General features: G+C 53.1%; 18 protein-coding genes. 9 read left to right on the top strand and 9 right to left on the bottom strand.

All coding sequences use genetic code 11. From position 1 onward, the window contains the following. Positions 1-72: 72 nt before the first annotated feature. Together P1L41_RS14695 and P1L41_RS14690 are read right to left on the bottom strand one after the other, a co-directional pair. Complete coding sequence (locus P1L41_RS14695; RefSeq protein WP_276296479.1) at positions 73-534, bottom strand: hypothetical protein; 462 nt, start codon at positions 532-534, stop codon at positions 73-75. Further along, positions 527-1,054 carry a hypothetical protein gene (locus P1L41_RS14690; protein ID WP_276296478.1) on the bottom strand — a complete coding sequence of 176 codons (528 nt, stop codon included), beginning with the start codon at positions 1,052-1,054 and terminating at the stop codon, positions 527-529. Before P1L41_RS14690 ends, P1L41_RS14695 begins: the two co-directional genes overlap by 8 nt. Before the next feature lie 170 nt (positions 1,055-1,224). Here P1L41_RS14690 and P1L41_RS14685 point away from each other — a divergent pair, with 170 nt between their 5' ends. Both P1L41_RS14685 and P1L41_RS14680 read left to right on the top strand, forming a co-directional pair. Beyond that, positions 1,225-1,437, top strand: a complete 213-nt coding sequence (locus P1L41_RS14685) for a hypothetical protein (protein ID WP_276296477.1) — start codon at positions 1,225-1,227, stop codon at positions 1,435-1,437. Next, positions 1,427-2,122: a serine integrase family protein gene (locus tag P1L41_RS14680; protein WP_276296476.1), complete on the top strand. Its 696-nt coding sequence runs from the start codon at positions 1,427-1,429 to the stop codon at positions 2,120-2,122. Before P1L41_RS14685 ends, P1L41_RS14680 begins: the two co-directional genes overlap by 11 nt. Before the next feature lie 279 nt (positions 2,123-2,401). Here the strand turns inward: P1L41_RS14680 and P1L41_RS14675 are convergent, their stop codons facing one another. The 5 genes from P1L41_RS14675 to P1L41_RS14655 all read right to left on the bottom strand — a co-directional run bounded on the left by P1L41_RS14675 (position 2,402) and on the right by P1L41_RS14655 (position 5,596). Beyond that, entirely contained in the window at positions 2,402-2,932 is a 531-nt protein-coding gene (locus tag P1L41_RS14675; RefSeq protein ID WP_276296475.1) for a hypothetical protein, read from the bottom strand. A 96-nt stretch (positions 2,933-3,028) separates the two neighbouring features. Further along, complete coding sequence (locus P1L41_RS14670) at positions 3,029-3,289, bottom strand: hypothetical protein (RefSeq protein WP_276296474.1); 261 nt, start codon at positions 3,287-3,289, stop codon at positions 3,029-3,031. A 108-nt stretch (positions 3,290-3,397) separates the two neighbouring features. Next, positions 3,398-3,868: a hypothetical protein gene (locus P1L41_RS14665; RefSeq protein WP_276296473.1), complete on the bottom strand. Its 471-nt coding sequence runs from the start codon at positions 3,866-3,868 to the stop codon at positions 3,398-3,400. Positions 3,869-4,613: 745 nt separating this feature from the next. After that, on the bottom strand, positions 4,614-5,147 hold the full coding sequence (locus tag P1L41_RS14660) for a hypothetical protein (RefSeq protein WP_276296472.1): 534 nt from the start codon (positions 5,145-5,147) through the stop codon (positions 4,614-4,616). A 77-nt stretch (positions 5,148-5,224) separates the two neighbouring features. After that, positions 5,225-5,596: a hypothetical protein gene (locus tag P1L41_RS14655; protein WP_276296471.1), complete on the bottom strand. Its 372-nt coding sequence runs from the start codon at positions 5,594-5,596 to the stop codon at positions 5,225-5,227. A gap of 694 nt (positions 5,597-6,290) precedes the next feature. Between P1L41_RS14655 and P1L41_RS14650 the strand changes: the two genes are divergently transcribed. Further along, a complete protein-coding gene (locus P1L41_RS14650) occupies positions 6,291-7,064 on the top strand; it encodes a serine integrase family protein (RefSeq protein WP_276296470.1) in 774 nt (257 codons plus the stop codon). Between the two features lie 212 nt (positions 7,065-7,276). Here the strand turns inward: P1L41_RS14650 and P1L41_RS14645 are convergent, their stop codons facing one another. Further along, positions 7,277-8,173, bottom strand: coding sequence for a DNA adenine methylase (locus tag P1L41_RS14645; RefSeq protein WP_276298468.1), 897 nt, complete (start codon positions 8,171-8,173; stop codon positions 7,277-7,279). A 270-nt stretch (positions 8,174-8,443) separates the two neighbouring features. On the opposite strand from P1L41_RS14645, the gene P1L41_RS14640 reads away from it, so the two are divergent. From P1L41_RS14640 to P1L41_RS14625, 4 genes are read left to right on the top strand one after another with little or no spacing between them, the layout of a single operon-like run. Beyond that, the gene (locus P1L41_RS14640; protein WP_276296469.1) at positions 8,444-8,635 is read left to right on the top strand and encodes a hypothetical protein; all 192 of its coding nucleotides are present in this window, start codon (positions 8,444-8,446) and stop codon (positions 8,633-8,635) included. 2 nt (positions 8,636-8,637) lie between these two features. After that, positions 8,638-12,915, top strand: coding sequence for an Eco57I restriction-modification methylase domain-containing protein (locus P1L41_RS14635; protein WP_276296468.1), 4,278 nt, complete (start codon positions 8,638-8,640; stop codon positions 12,913-12,915). A 16-nt stretch (positions 12,916-12,931) separates the two neighbouring features. Beyond that, complete coding sequence (locus tag P1L41_RS14630) at positions 12,932-15,898, top strand: helicase-related protein (protein ID WP_276296467.1); 2,967 nt, start codon at positions 12,932-12,934, stop codon at positions 15,896-15,898. Further along, positions 15,895-16,440: a TATA-box-binding protein gene (locus P1L41_RS14625; RefSeq protein WP_276296466.1), complete on the top strand. Its 546-nt coding sequence runs from the start codon at positions 15,895-15,897 to the stop codon at positions 16,438-16,440. Before P1L41_RS14630 ends, P1L41_RS14625 begins: the two co-directional genes overlap by 4 nt. 26 nt (positions 16,441-16,466) lie before the next feature. Here the strand turns inward: P1L41_RS14625 and P1L41_RS14620 are convergent, their stop codons facing one another. Beyond that, entirely contained in the window at positions 16,467-18,266 is a 1,800-nt protein-coding gene (locus tag P1L41_RS14620; protein ID WP_276296465.1) for a DUF262 domain-containing protein, read from the bottom strand. Between the two features lie 214 nt (positions 18,267-18,480). On the opposite strand from P1L41_RS14620, the gene P1L41_RS14615 reads away from it, so the two are divergent. Continuing rightward, positions 18,481-19,083, top strand: coding sequence for a hypothetical protein (locus P1L41_RS14615; RefSeq protein WP_276296464.1), 603 nt, complete (start codon positions 18,481-18,483; stop codon positions 19,081-19,083). Continuing rightward, positions 19,080-20,528 (top strand): ATP-binding protein, encoded by a 1,449-nt coding sequence (locus tag P1L41_RS14610; protein WP_276296463.1) that lies wholly within the window; start codon positions 19,080-19,082, stop codon positions 20,526-20,528. Before P1L41_RS14615 ends, P1L41_RS14610 begins: the two co-directional genes overlap by 4 nt. Positions 20,529-20,583 lie beyond the last annotated feature (55 nt).

The raw sequence follows: 20,583 nt of genomic DNA, 5'->3' as shown, positions 1-20,583 counted from the left end.
GCCCATGGAATCGTATCCGGTCGATCTTTTCTAGAACGTCCAAACTGCGCGCACCAGTGCCGTCTGACAAGTTCAGTTGCTTCGGATTCCCCGGAAGTAGCTAACCATCCACCCTGGGAGAGACAGAATTGCGAGGAACGTAAGTACTGCTCGTAGGCCGAACAGGCCAAACACATCCCCGATGAGAGGGTCGAAAATGTAGGAAAAGGTGAGTAGCGTTCCTGTATCCATCCCCGCGATTAGTACTGTGATCCCGCTCAGTTGGAGTATATCAAGATTGTTCGCGTACCCCAGCTCCAGTCCCAACAGGCCGACTGCGACAAGTATCCAGAGGAGAGACGCTCCTCCGCCGCTGCTAATCAGGTCCGCTTTCCGGCTACTAAACATAGACTTCCCCCACTTGACAGTCTGGAAAAGGTCACGTCCAAGCCCCATACTATTCCTTGCAGAAACTTCGAGGGCATTATTAAAAACAGTTCCCCAGACGGCGATGCTCTCGAATATGATTATCTGAGTGGTGACCCCGCTATCCAAAGACGCCCATTGCAAGGAGAATTTGGATTAGAGCGAATACGATCAGAATGACAGACGTCCCGACCATAGCGAGTTGCATCCGTTTCGGACGCCGAATAGACGCATTATAATCTGACTCATCCCACACAGAGAAACTGTACGCTGGGTCCGCTGAATTCCGTCTGCCCGCATTCAATTCCCAACGGTGTGAATCGTTGGTCCCGGAAGCTCCAGAGGCGACTCCGAGTACACCGTGCCCTTCGTATGCAAGTACTTTCCCACCGACAGTCACCGTCGTTTCTTCACCGTGGTCTAACGGACCAAATTCAACCTCTCCGGAGTGCACGACTTGCATCGGATTCGTTTCGATGGTCCATAGAAGCGCACTACCCTCTGAGAATTCGTATTCCGCGTCGTTGTTCCGTAAGTGGATGTTGAATTCCGGTTCGTCGCTCGTGAAATACACAGGGTCAGGTTCTTCGACGGGTTCAACCTTGATCTCTAACCCGTCGAAAATGGTGATCGTCTGTGTAGCTGGCATCCTATCACAGTCTTACTGTGGGCTTTCAAGTGGTTTGTCAAAATCCCTTCCCAATCTCACTGTTTCATAGACTGGGGTGGGGTGTTTCGTACATCTGGGGGTACGGAACACTGTCCGACCCTATCTGTCCCTTATAGGGAAATAACACTCAGTGCATCATACAATAGCACATGAGCGAATCCTTCGAATTCACCACCAAATTGTGGCAAAGAAGTCAGAACAGTTACGCTTCTACGATCCCACGAGAGGTGCTCGCAATCACGAACGCCCCCACAGGTGACGATGCCGTCGTGAAATGGACAATCAGCACCGACCCCGACTCCGGTACGGACGCCGAAGTCGAATTCACCGTCGAAACAGAAAAGGGTGAAAATGACGGCTAAAGCCCTCACATGGATTCGGAAGTCGAAGGGAACCGAGTCGGACATTGGACTTGAGCAACAGCGGGAAAGCGTGCAAGCTGTCGCTGAGGAGCTTGCAGGCACCGTTGAAACGTTGGACTTGGGGGTACAAACAGGATTCAGCACACTCACACGGGACGAGGATGCTAAGCAACTACTCGACGAGCGCGAAGACGTACAAGCCGCTGTCGAAGATCTCCGGAACGGTGGGTTTGACCTCATAGTTGCGTACGACGACCGTCGCGTCGCTCGTGATGAGTACTTCTCCGTGATTGAACACGCATGCGTTCAGGGTGACGTGGAGATGGTGTTCGTGAGCGATGACGTTGAGGAGAACTCCTTAGCATTCGACCTCCAGCGGCGAATTGAACGCAAAACGAAAGAAGAAGAGATTAAGAAATCGAAGGCAGCAATACGTGAGCGGCGTGAGAACGGATGTTACCAGGGAACTGTCCCGTTCGGCCTCACGTTCGCCGCGGACAAGTGCCACTTGGAGCGTCACGATCACGAGTGGGACATCGTCGAAGAGGTGATCGAACGGAGAGAGAACGGGGAATCGGTTCGTGCCGTTATGGACACGACCGGAGTGCCGGCTACGACGGTGTCACGGATTGCGAACCGCGGGGTCGAGTGGTACGAGGAGAAACTCCAGGAGTACGGCGTTTGATTGCTGCACACCCGGGCACCGTTCAAGTGGACGGTGCGATCTATGAGGCGAGTGTCAAGCCCCATCGAGTTTGAATGACACTGGAAACAGGGTGTGGGAGACGGGGGGTGTCCAGAATTCTAGTCGGGGGGAGAACACACCGGGTGTCGAGTGAAAATCTGCTGCCGGGTGGGTGTGAGTGCGTACTGACGTCCGTTCTCGTGTACGTGTGACTGTACGTGCTTATGTACACGAGTAAGCGGGTTCCCAGAAGGGATCAGTTCGCGTCGCATCCGTCAGTTAGTACCCACGGTTCCGCAGGTGCGCTTCTACGTTCGCTTCGCTTTCACGGACTTCCGCCTGAATTTCCCGTTGCTCTTCTAGGTACGCCTCCCAGTTGTCGGGTGCCCACGGATCGTCTTCGCAGGGGATTTCGCATGTCCGAGTCCGCATCGGTCCGCTGAGCGGATCGTCAGCGTTCCAGTCTGGGTTCGCTTCTTTGTGATCGTACGTGACGAGCTCACCTTCCAGCCGTCCGTCGTACTCGTCGCCGCACACTGGGCAGCCGAAGTCGTCGCGGGAGAACACGTCCGTAACCGGTCCTGTGACAAACTTTCCGGCTTCGACGTCCCACACGGCGAACACCAGATCCTCAGCACGTGAGCGTGAGCGGGCGGCGTCAGCGGCCGCGTGGTAGAACCGGTGCCGGCTGACGCCGCTGCCTTCTTCCGGGTTCGGTACGACACGGTCGTCGCTGCATTTCACGACGTACCGGACGGGAAGTTCTTGGAACGCGTATTCGCGGTCAGTGTCGTCTATGTCTCGTGTCATAGGTCGAGTGCCGACTTGCGTCGGGTGAGACTCCGTCCAGGGGTCGAACCTGGCATGGGCACCAAGCACGAAGCGTGCCGAATAACAGCGTCTCGGTCAGTACTGTGGGTGATCGTTCCCGTTGGCGTGTTGCGTCGCAGCTTCCCACGAACTGAACCGTTCACCGCACGAGCACCGGGCTTCGTACTCGGTGACGTCGTCGCGCAGCACGTAGACTTCCGAGTCGGTCGTCGCTATTGGCGCTTCGGTGGGTCTCTCTACGAGGTGCGTGCCGGTCGGGTGCAGTTCGTACGGGGTGTGTCCCTTGATTGATTCCATATGGTCGATCAGGTCTTGCCGCGTCATGTTCCGGGTCATGGGGCGAGTCTACCGGCCGTGTGCCGGTTGAGGAGCCCGGGGAGGAGTCGAACCTCCCGTGCGCGACCGCGCCGGGGTCAAACGTCGAACATCGCTGCACGGCTGTCATTACATACCGTCCACGATTGCGCGTGGGTCGCGGCCGTCTGTGCAGCTAAGGATCCAGTACGCTCGCTCCGCGTCGCTGAGGATTGTACAGACGGCTTCGTGGTAGTCGTACGCGTTGATTGCGGTTCGGACAGCGTCGATGAGGTCGTCGTCGGGGTTGCCGAGGTACTCATTAGGTGTGAAACTGAGAGTGTGCTCGTCAACCAGTGACGACAGGCCGTAGCTGTTCGGATTGACGTGGTGCTCGACGTGCTCGCGGACTTCGTCTGTCTGGTCCGGGACACACCCACGCGTTACGTCGTATTTTGCGACCAAGCGCTCCAGTTCCGGATGCTTGATCTCGACGTACGCGAAGACTCGCTCGTGGTATTCGCGGTCTTCAACAGTGTCGATTTTGACGATTTCCGTGGTGATATCGCTCGTGTGGATGCTGCTTGCTGCGTCGCGTGCTTTGTCAAGTGGGTGCACCATTACATCCACACGTTTGGAGAGATTACGTATAAAGAACAGATAAAACAACATTCCAACAAACAGTATCTTACAACGAATGAGGATCAACAGAACCGCAGAGTCGAGTCGGACATTTCTCTCATATAGGGTGAAATCTGTGGCGTGTGGTGAACCGGAATCACGAACGACCACGTACTAGGATCTAATACGTGGCTGTTCGTGATCACAGAGATACGTTGAAGGCTCTGTTGAAATCCTTCAGAACAGACATTGAGAGGAGTCGCTCTTCCCACCGGATTTCATCGATCAGATGCGAAACTGGCTTCTCAGCAAATCGCAAGACGTGAAGAGGGTTTCAACAGAGCCACGTTGAACGAAGTTCTGCGCTGTCGACACGTTCAACGATATGAATGACACTGGAAACAGGGTGTGGGGGGACGGGGGGTGTCCAGAATTCTTGTCGTTAGTCTACCCCTCGATTACACCCCAGGTGTCGAATGTAAATACGCCGTCAACGAGCACCACACGCTGTTTCCGGGAGATTCCGCTCGACAGAATCCGACATCCCGTCACTCAGACAGATCCCGATTGAGAGTGTGCACATTAGATCAACAGATGAGGTTGTCGACAAGGAGAATTCTACTTGCGATATGGTCGTACTCTCAGTACGCCCTCCCTGCTGGCCATCGATCAGTCTCCCAAGCCTGCGTCGTGTACCCAGTGGGTCGATTACGGTAATCCGTGAAAAGCAGCGGCGCGTCCTCTGTCACTCGTTAGATGGTACGAGGCGCTGCATTTCCCCTTTCCCGGACCAGCCACCATCCTCGTCTACGTCAACCTCAACAACCAGCAGCCATACACGGTCGAACGCATCAAGTACGTCCCGAGTGACACGGTACCGGACACGCGTCACTTTTGGTTCCCTAAGCTCGCGGATACGTTCCCGGCACCACGACTTGACGCCGCGAACTCCTGCATGAGCGTATTTTTCGTCCATGAACGACTTCTTCTCTGGTCGCTCGTATCTCGGCCGATGGATAGTCGTTGTACCGTCCTTGGTGGTGATGAGGAAAAGCCGCTCAACGTGCCGCTCTCCGTTTGGAGCATTGATTGAGTTCCGGTCAACCGTGATCCATTGGTTGATCGTTCGGTCTCCACCCCGACGTGCATACCACGTCCGGACACGCCCGTTCGACCGTTCTTCGATGAGTGTGTACGCTTCCCCGCCAGCATGCTTGAGGAGTGTCAGACTGTCGCAGTCGAACGCAGGCTGCACCGAGATGGTTTCTGTGTGCTGCATAGTTACGTCCCGTCCGGGAGTCGAACCCGGTGGTAGCACCGAACACGGAACCAAAGTAGACCTTCGCTGTACGGCACTTATTCCTCGGTAACGTCCACTACAGTACCGTCATCAGTCATTAGCTGCTGAATTATTCCTTTGATGTACTCTGCATCCCTGAACACGTCACGAAGCACGGAACGAGCGAGTGAAATCTCTCCGGAGATCTTGAGATACGATGCATACCCCGGGTTACGGTCACCCGCGCGGGGATCGATATGAGCACCGTCGATTGGGTTGCATTGGGTGAAGAGTTGAATATTCTCCTCCTGCACACTGACCCACGAGTGTTCCAGGCTGTGTCCGTTGATCCGGATGCCATCGTACCGAAGCCCATGTTTTTCGAGGAGACTACGAAACGTATCTGCATCTCCAAAATCGGTCAAGTCGAGTTCGCAGGTAGCGTGCATTGGTTCACGGGTTACGGCTCGACCTGCACGATAAATGTCGATTCCTAAATTTGGGAATCCCTTCGTCAGCCCGGTGGTCGCACATAATTGTGGTCGTATTGTGCTCCATTACATCTAACCGCAAGATCTACTAAGTTATAAAGAACAGATAGAAAACTTATACACATGCTATCGTAGCTGTAGATTCCGAGACTTGGTAAATCTATGAGCGGTGGAGAGAAACAGAGTAGGGCTATTAGCTGAGGTGATTATGTTACCACCCCGTACCGGAGAGTGCGGAAGCCAGCGGCGACTGAGTTGCATCCAGATCGAAAGCTCCGTTGACTCGTATCTGCTAAATTTATCACTTTTCTTAGGAGGGTAAATCCCTCACCCCCTCATACACACAACCACTTTGGTATGACAACACCCATTGAGAACTGGTGTCGAAAAGGGCGATTCGTATGGTAAACCGCTGAGATCCTCCGAAATCTAAGGAATCTTGAAATCCATCGTCAATACTCTGAAAGTTTGGTTTCTAACAGCGATTTCCGACACTCGACTAATGTGAATTTCACATGGACTGTTCTTTTTCACGTGCTTTTCTGCACACCCTGTGCCTTTTTCGCCATAACTTTCCTTCTTCCCGAGGTTACCCCGCCCCCATTTTCCAACTCATTAAGAGACTGAGAGATACACATACAAACACAGTAGAATGGCAACGGAACCAACCCTCACTGACTTCGGGGTCACTATTGACGACACGAACAACACGAAAAACAACCCCACCCCAGCAATCGCTATCTACTCTAAGGGTAACCAGCCGTACGCAGGTGCCTATGAAGCATACACTTATGCCCGTGACAAACTCGACCGTACCGACTTTGGCACCGACGACGAGATCCAAGCTGGCATAGGCAGCAGTGATCCCGGCCAGCTTACAGTCAACGCCGGTGTATGGAGTGACACGGACAGTTCGTACCCTGAATACCTCCACCAAGTAATCGATACCGTTACCAGGAACGAAGTTCCGCACGTAATCGCACCGCACCTATCCGCATTCGGCGACAGCTACCGAGATATACACGAAGTTGTGAAAACACTCGCTAATGCGGAAGTCACAACTCACGTGGTTCGTGAAGAACTCATCATCGAACCTGGGGACGGTGAGCTTAACGCTCTCCGAGCGGTTGCAGAGTCCGAGCGCCGAGACGCGCTCAATGCCGCTGAGCGTCGTCTCCAGACCCAAGAGACCGGAGAGTGGATCGGGCGACCACCTATCGGATTCACCGTCGAGGATGGGGTACTAGTGCCGGCTGATGGATACGATGAGCTCGTTGCAGCGTTGGAACAGGTGGATAAGAACCCTGAAAAGACAGTGTACTGGGCCTCGAAGGTGACCAGCCACAGCCGTGACTCACTCCGGAGAGCACTGAACAAGCCGGATCGCCGGGAGCTGTACGGTCTTGATGGTCTCGATACCGAATAGGTTCGGTTGTCTTAGCCCTTCGTACTTGATAGGGGCTGGAATCCACAATGGGGGGTCACCGCGTGAATTCGGAGCCACATGCGATCTTTCGTTCGAGTATGGATATGCTGTCGTAGTATCTCCAACGGCCAGTAACTTGATCTCTCGCCAGCCTCTGCGTCACCGATATCTCATGGATTCCATATGAGGAATGGAAGTGAGAACAGGTTAAGTCATGATACGAAGGGGTCCCTACTGTTCGGGTCGAAATTGAACACAAGCTTCTCAGTAACATCCCCTGAGGCACGCTTCATTCGATGGCGGCTGTCTCGTTCTCTAATCGGATGATCTGTGAATGCTTCAGGAACCGTTTTACACGAAAGTATCCAGTCGTTCTCGACTCCGTGTAGAGTCTCGATGAAGCGCTCGTGATCAAATTGCCCGGTGTACTGATTCTCTGTATCTACGTAAGGCGGGTCGACATAGAATAACACATCAACAGAAGAATCGTCGTAAATCTCGAAGATCTCTTGATAGTCATTTCGTTCAATAGTCACTTGATGGAACCGCTCCGCAAGGGTTTGAATCTGGCTTCTCGCGTTGTCAAAGGTTCGTGCTGGTGACCGACGTGAACGAGTCTTGAATCCGTTCGCTGTCGACGAGACGCCCGCATACTGCATATACCGTAGAGAGAAGAAACGCCCTGCGCGCTCAACAGGATCGTTCGGTCGAACACCCTCGTAGAACGCTTCAACCCACTCCTCGTACTGGGATCGACTGTAAGGAACCGACTGGAGCCAAACTGCTAGGTCATCCGGGCGGTTCCGGACAATTCGGAAGAACTGCGTGAGATCTTCGTTAATATCGTTATAGATCTCGTATTTCGACCGAGGCTTGTTGATGAGCACACCTGCTGACCCACCAAACACCTCGACATACGTATCATGAGTGGGGATATAGCTGATAACCCAATCCGCGAGACTCCCTTTGCTACCTGGATAGGGAATTGTGCTCGAAGGAGTGATTCGACGGGGAGAATATCCCTCCGGATCTACTTCTGGATCTGTCTCTACAGGGAAAAATCGACGCGGCGCTCTTCCAGTGCCCCCCTCACTCCGGAGAAACCCCATTGTTTCCATTGCACCCAACGTGTCCCGGACAGTTCGCTTAGAGGGAGCCTCACCTTCGATAGCGTCTCGGATTTTGGTGGCTGTGAACGTCCGTTGAAACTCCATCACCCGAAGCGTTGCTGCCCATATCTTATCGCGCTGTGTGACCACTTTATCGGAAGATATATTCTGACAAGATAGGTTCTTTCGAATTACGCTATGGTGAAATTCCCACCCGGTTAGTCTAGGTAAAGACTATACTGGTGGACCAAACATGTCTTGCTATCGCTAATGACTCGGAAGCAAATCGGTCGCAACACAGGAAACTCAGGCCGGATTAACGTTTCCGGGTCTGAGCTAGAAGAACTCGGTGTAGAAATCGGCGACGCGGTAGATGTTGACGTTGTCGACGCGAAGGAAATCGCACACGCTATCATCGACAGCAAAGACTCCGAAGAGTTCCTCATCGTCACCCCCGCTTAACTATGCAAACGGCACTCACCTATCGCACGAACCGCGACCTGTTCTCCAACTACTACCTCGACGAGCACCTCCCCGAGACGGAAGAGTGGGACGAGGTCACCGACGAGGAACTCGAAGAGGCCTACGACGACATTATGGACCTCTGGGAGCGCGAGAAGGACACAGCTCCTAAGCGGAACGAGTCTCAGCTCGAAGAGAAGTTCATCCGGCCGATGTTTCGGAAGCTGGGTATTCCCTTTGAGGTTGAGGAAAGCACGAGCCGCACCCAACGGCGACCAGACTACGGGTTCTTCGAAACAGAAGAAGCTGCCCGTGACGCTTTCCAGCGACGGGATGAGGGTCTTGACTTCTACAAGAATTCTGTCGCCGTCGCGGACGCAAAGCGGTGGGGCCGTCCTCTAGACACCCGTGGAAGCGGTGAACACGAACGGGACTTCGAGAACCCAAGTTACCAGATCCACGTCTACCTCCAAGAGACGCCCGCACGCTGGGCCGTCCTAACGGACGGTAAAAAGTGGAGGCTCTATTATGGTCCGACCAGTCACCGCCTCGACTCCTATTACGAGGTGGACCTGCCGACAATTCTGGAGAGCGGTGACCTTGAGGACTTCAAATACTTCTACCTCTTCTTCCGCCACGAGGCATTCCTCGAAGACTCCGGCGGCGATTGCTTCCTCGACGATGTCTACGGCGAATCCAACGTCTTCGCTCAGGAGTTAGGAGAGGATCTGCAGGACAACATCTACGAGGCGATTAAGATCCTCTCGGAGGGGTTCCTCCAATATCCAGACAACGATCTCGATGAGGGTGATCTCGATAGGGTTCACGACAGTTCACTCATCTATCTGTACCGGCTCATATTCGTCCTATACGCCGAAGCCGAAGGTCGTGAACTGCTGGACACGAGCAACGAAATCTACGAGCAGTCCTACAGCCTAAACTCCCTCAAGCAGGAGATCGCCGAAGAACTCGATAGCGGTGACCCGAAGTACCGTGACTGGCAGGATAATCTCCAGTCGCGGCTGGACGAGCTCTTCACCCTCATCGACAAGGGCAGCAAGTCCCGCGGTATCCCCGAAGAAGACCTGTACATACCGGCGTACAACGGCGGCCTGTTCCGTACTGACCCGGACGAAGACGACAGCCCGGAGGCGAAGTTCCTCGCCAATCACGATGTCGGTGACGCCTACCTAGCCAAGGTCGTCGAACTCCTCACCCGGAGCAAGAACAGCAACGGTGGCGGGAAGATTTTCGTCGATTACTCCTCGCTCGACGTTCGCCATCTCGGAAGCATCTACGAAGGACTGCTGGAGTACCAGCTCAACGTCGCTGACGAACCGCTAGCACTGGACGACGGTGAGTACGTGAGTGCCGAAGAGGGCGACGACGTGGTCGTCCAAGAGGGAGAAGTCCACCTGACGACCGGTAGTGGTGAGCGAAAGGCAACTGGTTCCTACTACACGCCTGAGTACGTCGTCGAATACATCGTCGAGAATACCCTGGAACCGTTGGTTAGCGACATCCGGACCGATCTAGCTGGTCGAAGCGCGCGTGGTGACGACCGTGGCTTCGCAGAGGAGTTCGCCGAGCGCATCTTCGATCTGAAGATTCTCGACCCGGCAATGGGGAGCGGTCACTTCCTTACGAGCGCCATCGACTATTTGGCCCGCGAGATTATTGACGCCCAAGAGAAGCAGGCCGCTCAGCAAGGTATCGAGACGGTTGACGAAGCGCACGACATCAACTGGGCGCGTCGACAGGTCGCCCAGCGCTGTATCTACGGTGTGGACCTGAACCCGCTCGCTGTCGAGTTGGCGAAGGTTTCTCTGTGGCTGCGGACGCTCGCTGCTGAACAGCCGCTTGCGTTCCTCGACCATCACCTGAAGACCGGGAACTCACTTGTTGGGAGTGATATTGAAGAGATTGACGAACTTGAGTCAGAGAGCGGTGGTGACGGCCAGAATGCATCTCTCGCGGATTTCGGCGTGGCTCGGAAAGGGACGATTGAGCAGCTGATGCGGATTTATGAGGACTTCATCGCTATTGAAAACCAAGAACTCGCAGACGTCAAGGAGATGGAGTCCAAGTATGACGAGTTCGAGCGGAACAAGCTCCGGCGGCGGCTTGAAGCGATGGCGAATGTTCGAACTGCCCGGGACTTTGGCTTGAACGATCTTCCACAGGATGTCTTTGAAGAGATGGCTGCAGCATTAGAGGATGACGTAAAGTGGGGGGAAGAAATCGCCTCTGAAGATTGGTTTAACAATGCTCAAAGGTGGGCAGAGGACGAGAAATACTTCCACTGGAAGTTAGAATTCCCCGAGGTTTTCTACACTACTGATGGGGAGTCAAAAGCTCAGGAAGGATTTGATGCAGTGATTGGCAATCCACCGTACATCATATTCAAGATGCTCACTGATGACATTCGTGACTACTATCGCTCTACTTTCGACACCTTTGAGATGAAAGGTGACATCTATGTCCTGTTTATGGAGCTAGCTTCTAATCTCCTCCATGAGAACGGATTTACTGGGTACATCATTCAAAACAAGTTTACTAAGGCCAAATATGGATCGTCACTTCGGAACCATCTCTCTTCGGAGGAGACGATTCGTGAGATAATTGATTTCCATGACTCACCGGTGTTTGATATCACGGCTTACCCGATGATTCTACTCAGGCAGAAAGTACCGCCGAGTGAAAATCACAAATTCCTGTGGAGAGATATTCGGGAGTCAAATCAGAAGCAAATTGAGACAGAACTATCTGACGGTGAATCGGGGTGGGAGATTACGCAATCAGACCTAGGTTCAGATGTTTGGCACCCATTCGTATCTGATGATGTTGTTTCTGCTGACACAGTCCCTATTGAAGAGTTTGCAGATCAAATTGGACAGGGAGCGATTCCTGGAAATACCGATGTCTACATCGTAGACGATGAAACCGTTGAAGAATACGATCTTGAGCGCGAATACATCGAACAAGTTCTCAGAGGCGGGGATGTGAATCAGTTTGTCATAGAGGCACCTGAGAATTTGTCTCAGCTAATATATCCGTACGATGTAGTTGATGGTGAACCAGAGCTGGCAACACCAGAACAGATTCCAAACATTATTTCTTACCTTGAGAAGTTCAAATCTGACTTAGTTGAGCGGAAGAACTACGGTGAGAGATTAGTCGATCAGGGATACGAGTGGTACGAACTCCGGTATGAATCACCGGGCATGGTCAACGAGAAGATCGTTTTCCCGGATATCTCTCCTGAAAACCGTTTTGCCTATGATCAGAATGGTGAATTCGCGTGCCTTGACACGGTCTACTATATTGTTCGTGGTGAATCTCTCACCTCATATGATAGCCGATATCTAACTGCGATCCTCAACAGTGCACTGCTGGATTATCTCTTTGACCGCATGTCCCCGAAGGTCCGGGGTGGCTATCGACGATACAAAACACAGTACGTTGAGAGCCTGCCGGTTCCTGCAGTCGATTTCACCGACCGTCGTCAGATTGACGAGGGTGTTGACGAGTTGGTCGGGTCTGTTTGTGAAGGTGTCATTACCGGGAATTTGGCGGCTGGAGAGGCCTTAGCAGAACTCTATTCCTCGGGGGAGCACAAGGTAGTCCTTCATGACGCTCTGTGTTCGATATCTGATTCAATTTCGGACATTAAGCAGCAGAGACGGAGTTACAATCTCGAACTTATGGACTATCTAGGTTCGTATAAGGAGGGTGATGAGCTTAAGAAGTTTACAGGGTACCAACCTGCATCAGGTGTCTCGGAAACCCCCCTTTCCGAGACTACTGAAACAAAAGAAAATCTCAGAGTCGGTGATGTACGTATCTCGAAAAAAGATCATAAGGTCGTAGTTGAGGCTTCTGCACGATATAAGCCAGAAGACAAGGAGGAATTTGAAACTGATCGGTGGGGGTATACGGAAACAGAATACTACCCTGTGATGGACTTTGTCGGCGTTAGTGAAATTGAAGCAGCGCTGCTGATAGAATTCGTAGAATACGCGACTGAGGAAGGAGATGGATTCGCCGGCTTCCGAGACTCTGCGACCAAGCGGAATTCCTTACTGGACCGGTTAGAGGCTATCGCACTCCCTGAAATTACAGACATCGACTCAAAATTAGAAACCTATCTGAAAAAGAAACAGGAAGTTAGTGAACTTGATGAGAAGTGTAATCGCCTCTATGACTTTCTTAACCGGGTTGTCTATGAATTGTATGAGCTTGATGAAGACAAGATTAGTATGGTCGAAAGCACTCGGTGAAGGCCGATCAAAATAGATGACGAACTTCGAGGTTGGCGACCACGTCAAGTTCGCCGGTGGGCAGGGCGAGGTTACGAAGATCGAATATCGCCCGAATGGAGGCCAACTCCTCCACGTCTACACTACAGAGGGTCAACTCCGCAAACTCCCGAGTGGCCTGCCCCACATCGAGCGGATCGACTCCATCGTTGACCGTCTCGCAGCCCGGCAAATCGATTCGCCCATTCACCACGATCTCCGGGAACGTGCAACCCGCCTTGACCTTGCGTACAGATACGACCGCTTCCTGTCGCTGACGAACAATCGCATCGAGATTGAGCCGTATCAGGTCCAGGCTGCCTACGAGATCCTGAACTCGTACGACCATCGCTACCTCATCGGCGACGAGGTCGGGCTCGGGAAGACCATTGAAGCTGGTATCGTCATTGAGGAGCTCATCGCCCGCGGTCGTGCCGAGCGGGTGCTCATCGTCGCGCCAGCGCCGCTCACCGTGCAGTGGCAAGAGGAGATGCGCGAGAAGTTCGACCGCAACTTCGTCATCTATGACCGTGAGACTGTCGAGACTCACCGTCGGTCCCACCCGAACCAGAACGTTTGGGAACAAGAAGACCTCATCATCACGTCTATCGACTTCGCCAAGCAGACGAACGACAATCCTGAGTCAGATAGAGTGTCAGTCCGCGATGCACTCGATAATCTCGACGTAGAGTGGGATATTGCCGTGTTCGACGAGGCTCACCACCTCACCGCCCGACGCGGGAGCGACGATTCCATTGAACGCACCCAGCGCTACACCGTCGGGGAAGCGGTGGCCGATAACTCCGATGCGCTCCTCCTACTCACTGGGACACCGCACAAGGGGAAGTCCGATCAGTTCTATTTCTTGGTGAGCTTGCTCGACCCGTATCGCTTCAGCCACGAGTCACAGATCCATCCGGACGGACTCGATGACCTGATGATCCGCCGGCTGAAGGACGATATGTACGAGACCGACGGGACACGCATGTTCCCCGAGAAGAATATTGAGGCGCTTGGCGTCGATATGTCGCCGGCTGAGCGGAAGCTCTACGACGACGTCACTGAGTACATCCGTGAGTACTACAACCTCGCTCAGCAGGAAGAGAACAAGGCTGCGGGGTTCACGATGGTCATCTACCAGAAGCGCCTCGTATCGAGCATCTACGCCATCCAGAAGTCCTTAGAGAACCGGATGCGAGCCATCCAGAACGATGCTGTCGCCGAGGACCTGCCTGATGACGTCCAGGAACTCATCCCCCGGTACAGCACTGAACCGGAAACGCTGACCGACGCCGAACGTGAGCGTGTCGAGGAAGCGCTGGAGACGGTCACAGTCACGCTGAATCGCTCACAGATCCAGGAAGAACTCGACCGCGTCAAGCAGCTCTGGCGACAAGCCAAGAGCATCGAGACGGACTCGAAGGCACAACTCCTGAAGCAGTTTGTCGACAGAATCCTGACTGAGGACCCCGACGAGAAGATCCTCATCTTCACCGAGTACACTGACACGCTGGAGTACCTCCGCGACCAGGTGTTCGCGGACCATGACATCGCGCAGGTATACGGTGACTTGGATCAGGACCGACGGCGACAAGAGATGGCGGACTTTGAGAACGAGAAAAATATAATGATTGCGACAGACGCCGCTCAGGAGGGTCTCAACCTTCAGTTCGCGCATATTATGGCCAATTTCGACCTCCCGTGGTCGCCTACTAGAATCGATCAGCGAATGGGACGACTACACCGGTACGGGCAGGAGCGAACTGTCGAGATTCGCAACCTCTTCTTCAAGAACACGCGGGAGAGCGAGATTCTGAATCTCTTGGTCGAGAAGACAGACCAGATCGAGTCCGACCTCGGGATGCGTTCTGACGTCTTGGGCCGCATTCTGGAGGACGTCAATCTCGACGACACTATCATGGCCGCAATAGCCGAAAACCGTCCTACTGACCAAGTTGTCGCCGACATTGACGAGACCATCGAAGAACGGAGGAATGCGCTGGAGACCGTCGAGAACGAATTCCTCATCCGAGACCGATTCGACCTCTCTGACGAAGACGAGGAGATTCTCGATGTCATTGAGCGAAGCCAACACGGCGACGTCAGCGAGGACGACATCGAGGTTCTCGTCCGCGAGTTCTTCGATGAGTTCGGCGGCGACATTCGGGGTGTCCGTCCGGGTCCGGCCCGTGCTGGCGGAGACGTGTTTCAGCTTGACGTTCCTGATGTCCTCTCCGGAAATCAGGTTGCCGGGCGATATGACCAGGCGACGTTCACTCGGCAGGTAGCGATGGAGGAAGACGACGTTGAGTTCATCGCTTTGGACCATCCACTCGTCCAGTCGCTTATCGAGTTTTGCTTAGATTCGAACCGTATCGGAGGTCAGGTTGCTGTGAAGATTGCAGCTGATGATACACCCACTCCCGGCATCCTATTCACGTACCGTCTGGGATACGTTTCTGGGGCAGGAGAGGCAGTCACCGAGAAACTAGTACCGCTCTACGTAACGTCTGAAAGCGACGTGAGCGCGGAGAAGCCGGAGTTTGTGGATACGATCCCTCCGGAGGAAGTCGTGTCGACACCGGTTCTCGACCGACTCGCGTCGATGGCAAAAGATCTGCACAGTGTCGCGGAGATGGAGGCGTGGAAGCAAGTCGAATCGTTTGCCGACGAAGCACGTGAGGAACGGGAACGAGAAGTGGAGATTAAGCGCCAACACGCAGAACAACACTTCAAAGAGGAAATCAGCGAGTGGGAGGGGCGTCTTGAAGAGTATCAACGGCAGGACAAGCAGGCGAAAGATATGTCGGCACCAATTGGGAACGCGAAACGCCAGCTTGAGTCGCTTCGCCGTGAGCGCGATGAGGAATTGTCTCGACTGGAAGAGGAAAAGCACGTCACGCCAGAAGAGCCACAGTTGGTAACCGCATCTCTCGTTCTCAGCAACCCCCCGGGTGAGAGATGACTGTCGAGATTGCGAATATCGTTGGCTCCGGTGATCTTGGAGTGGAGTTGGATCTTGAAGCCCTAGAAGGTGACCTGTCCACACCACACTTGGAGTACGACCCGTCGAATTACCATGGCCTCTACATTCGCCTCGAAGAAGGTGGACCACTCATCACCGTGTATCGGAGCGGGAAGTACATCATCAGTGGTTGTCCCAGTGAGGCGGTACTGCGCACAACAAACGATGGATTCCTGAGAACACTGACGGATTTGGGTGTCATCGAAGAAGCTGCAGAAACTGGGTTCACTGTCCAGAACGTAGTCTGTACTGCAACGCTTGGTGAGATGGTCTCTCTGAATGCCCTCTCTATCGGGTTGGGATTGGAAGTGACCGAGTATGAACCGGAGCAGTTCCCAGGTATGGTTTACCGTCCTGAGGGCATCGGTGCTGTAATGCTCGTCTTCGCTAATGGGAAACTAGTTATCACAGGTGCAAAGAACGTTGAGACAGCTGAATCAGCGTATGACCATCTTCAGTCGAGAGTGCAGCAATTAGTGTAGCTGCTTCCTCAACCGAGTTGATGCACTCAGTTGAAGGTGCTGATAATCTGGTCTTGAAGCATCTCTTCGCGTCGTGCGATGAACTCCGGGAAGTTCTCCAGTTCGTATAGCCTTTCGTCAGTTGGGATGTGGTGCCGGTCGTAGTACTGATCGCTCCGCGTCGAAATCCACTCGTCGAACGCTCGGTCGCCCTTTGACTGATTCTCCTCAATTAACTGGAGATTCGCAACGTGATCCCGCAGCGACGCATACCGCTCTGCTTTGCTTGGTTCGAAGCCATAGTTCTCGATGAGGTTGTCCTTCTCTAGAAGACTGCGCGGGAAGATGTGGTCCACTTCGTGTGAATCGTCGAGAGCTGGGTCGGGATAATACAGGACTGATAGAAGCAGGTAGATCTTCGTACTATTGTAGTCGGTTTCCTCGAACAGATCTTCTATGATCTCTCGATTAAACCCAACTGCTTTCCCACGAGTTCGAATTTCACGCTGGATCCGCTCCAGTGGAAATTCACTGTCTTCAGCATCCTTGATAGCATCACGAGCGTCCTCAATTATCTGATCAGGTCGAGAATTGAAATTGCTATTGAGGAGCGCCGAACAGAGCCATTCGAGAATACGTGGTCGAACCTGCACACCCAACTGGGAGTCTGTCGTCAAAGACGGGGTTCCGTTGTGGTAAAAGTAGAAGACTAGCGGAATGAGCGCATTTCGACTCGTCAAGCTCCGACCGGTGATCCCGAAATCACTGATTAGTTCGATGGTAGATTCAATCGCGTCTTGGACGACACCGTCCGCCCAGATCTCCTTCATTAAAGCCAAATTCTCATGTGTGAACGTTCGGATCTGGTATTCCGCGGAGAGATTGGAGACGACGAGGAGTGATTTCAGAACGAAATCGCTACCGAAGTCGTACCCTTCGTCCACATAGGTTTGGTTGAGGTTCCCGACGAATGTGTTGATCTCTTCTTTCGCATCAATGGGATTCTCGTCGTCTGAGGCCCAGTAGGAGGTGGCAATCGAGAGTAGAATCTCGGATTTACTGAGTTGTGTGCCTCCTTCGTTCGCTCGGACGAAGATGTCCAGGATGCGCTCGTTATCCTGATTCCCTTCTTCGTAGAAGTTCACGATGTCTCGGGCGTGAACGGCATTGTATAGCGTTGTGAGATTCTTGAGAATGTAGTGCTCTTCTGCGTCGGAAATCCCTTCTATCTCGTCGGCAATTTCGTTCGCCCTCGTCATCGCTTTCTCCAGTGTATCGATTTCTAAGATATCACCAACACGGAACCAGTAGTTCTCACTGGACTGAGTTGGGTCTGGTTCCTTGAATCTGAAGTCGTATCGGAGCTTCAGATGGTCCTCTGTCTGGTTGTTAGGATTCGAGAGCAAGTTGAGGTACAATTGTTTCCGAGTCCATGCGTCAGGGTTTTTCCGCTGTCGGTATTTTTGCTTCTCGACGTACGTCCCTTGCAGGCCAATATAGAATGAAGAGAGACGCTGCTGACCGTCTACGACAAGCGAGATGGAGTCTGGAATTTGCTCGTATTCTGGAACCTTCGGGTTCCGGTGATGGACGTTGTCGAACTCGTCCGGGTATATGCTATCCTCGATGTGGTTCCGAACAAAGTAGTACTTAATCTGATTATCAGCGAAGTCCCCATTAATATTCCAGAAGATGAAGGACCCGATTGGGTACTCGCGGAGGACGGAGTCGAATAACTGAACAATCTGTTCTGTATCCCATACGAACTCTCGCTGAATTGCCGGGAGAAAGACAGAATCGTTGATATCTGGTAGAACCTGCTTGATCGTGCGAGACTGGTAACCCATAGCAGTCGGTTACTTCACCTCGTGCATTAGTAGTTTATATTGATAGTAGAACGGATCCAACCACCGTTTTGTGCGATTTCAGGTGCTCACACTCTGACCAGAAATCCAAGCGACTACTTAGGGACCTCAACTAATCAGCATATGCGCGGGACGCCACCCAAAGTGGCCACGTGCTGGAACACGTGACCGCGCTGCCCTGAATCAAAGAGACAGCATGAGACAGAACGAGTCCCTCCGAGAAGTATCTCTCGGAAAAACCCCAGCAGATCTACCGTTAGCTGAGCTACCCTGCGTCAAACTGACCGACCAGCAACTCCAAGACGCGAGAGGAATTGCATATCGCCGGAGCAGGTCGTACGAGTCCATCGATGGTGGACAAGTACACGGTGAGCAATCTTACCGAGATGCTCATCTTACGGGAGTTGTTGGTGAATTAGCGGTCGCACAGCTTTACGATGGTCGAATTGATCGAGACGTGTATGAACACGGTGACGAGGGGCACGACCTGATCTTCGGTCGGACGACCTTCGATGTCAAAACGACCAAGACGACCGCGCTCTCTCGCCCGGACCTAATTGTTCCTGTGGACCCGACGCCCATTGCAGATTATTACTTCCTCACACACTGGGTTGAGGAGCATCGCGTCCGGGTCATTGGATATGCCTCCCGGGGAACCGTTCTTGACCGTGAGCCGCGCCGATTTCCAGGTGAGACGCTTAATTACGTAGTTCCGCCGACAGAGTTGCAGACTCCAGGTGAATACAACCCCCCGCAATGCGTTGAAGACATTCTATTTTTCGAGGGAGAAGTAGTATGAACCAGAACCAAGACACGGGATTCACTGAAACCGCTACTGCGCTCGCACTTGTGGGCGTTACTAGCTCTGTGATCTTTTTTGCAACCAATCAGGGTGCAGCTATGCTTGTTGACCAATTCAGTCAGCCCATTCTTGGTAGGTCGCTTTGGCCGATCTCTGCCATATTGGTGATCGTCCTCGTCGCAACAACTGTAGTGGCCGTATTGGCTGCCACTCTTGGTATGCTTGAAACTGTAGCCTCTCCTCGTTTACTCAACCGAACTGGTTACTCGCTAATAGGGCTCGGTGGGCTTGTAGGAACTACTGGTGCTGCTGGCGCTGGAATTCTCAACTGTTTCGTGTCGACACGAGTAATTCCGGGATTCCATCCACACACTACTCCTGAATTTGCTGCGTTGACAGTCACTGTCGCAGCATTCGGAAGCTTGTCTTGGTGGTTCTGGAAGCCTCGAAGCAAGACGGCTCTTTCCACGCCACAGGTATCGGCGAGCAAGCCGCCTGCACCGGAAGTCGTGGCTGATCGCCGCGTTAAGCGCTCTAGTGAAAATCCTTCTGAGCCACCAATGCCAACACCACCGGAACGCTTCACCGCCCGTGACGAGTGTCCCGAACCCACTCTGACCGAGACCAGATCAGACTCAACCTCAGTAGATTTCGATAGTCTGGAATACGACTGGACAACCAACACTGGAGTTTCGATGGATGATGTCGGTGGTATGACCGAGCTCAAAGAGGAGTTGAAAACCGATATTGTGCTGCCGTTGACGTCGGGGAGAGAGAAAGCTGACAAATTGGGTATTCCGCTCCCAAATATCGTGTTCCACGGACCGCCTGGGACTGGAAAGACGTTTATGGCGAAGGCACTTGCTACAGAACTCGGACTACCATTTGCTCACTTGAGTGGGGCCGACGTCCAAAGTAAGTGGATAAACGAGAGTGCGGAGAAGATAAACACGCTCTTCGACGAAGCCAAAGCGCTAGCGAAGAAGGAGGGTGGAGCGATAGTGTTCCTCGACGAGCTGGATGCTGTACTGAAGCAGCGAAGCGGAGCTGGACAAAGCCATGAAGAAGATAACAAAGTTGTCGCAGAATTCCTCAACCACCTTCAGGAGACTTCTGAACACTATATCCTGTTTATTGGAGCAACGAATCGACTGGAGGCGCTGGACGATGCAGGAGTTCGCTCAGGTCGTATCGACAAGAAGGTTCAGATCGGCAAGCCGGATCAAGCTGCCCGAAAAGCGGTTCTCCGAGCACAATTGAGGAACCGGCCGAACCAACTCACAGACGACCACATCGAGCGAATAGCAGCTCTTACAGACGGGCTGGTTGCCTCGGATATTGAGTCGATAGTCGTTGATGCCGCTCGAAAGAGCGCATTTGGACGAGAGGATGACGAAATCGTGTGGGACGATATCGCCGGAGCGCTCGAACAGTATACATAACGAATGGCCTCTGAATCACCGTTTGACGACGAGCTGGGTCAGTCGCCAGAGGAAT

The sequence above is a fragment of the Haloarcula ordinaria genome, from assembly GCF_029338275.1.
GTDB classification, from domain to species: Archaea; Halobacteriota; Halobacteria; order Halobacteriales; family Haloarculaceae; genus Haloarcula; species Haloarcula ordinaria.
The sequence above is the reverse complement of the archived record's forward strand: the minus strand, read 5'-3'. Positions and strand labels throughout refer to the sequence as shown.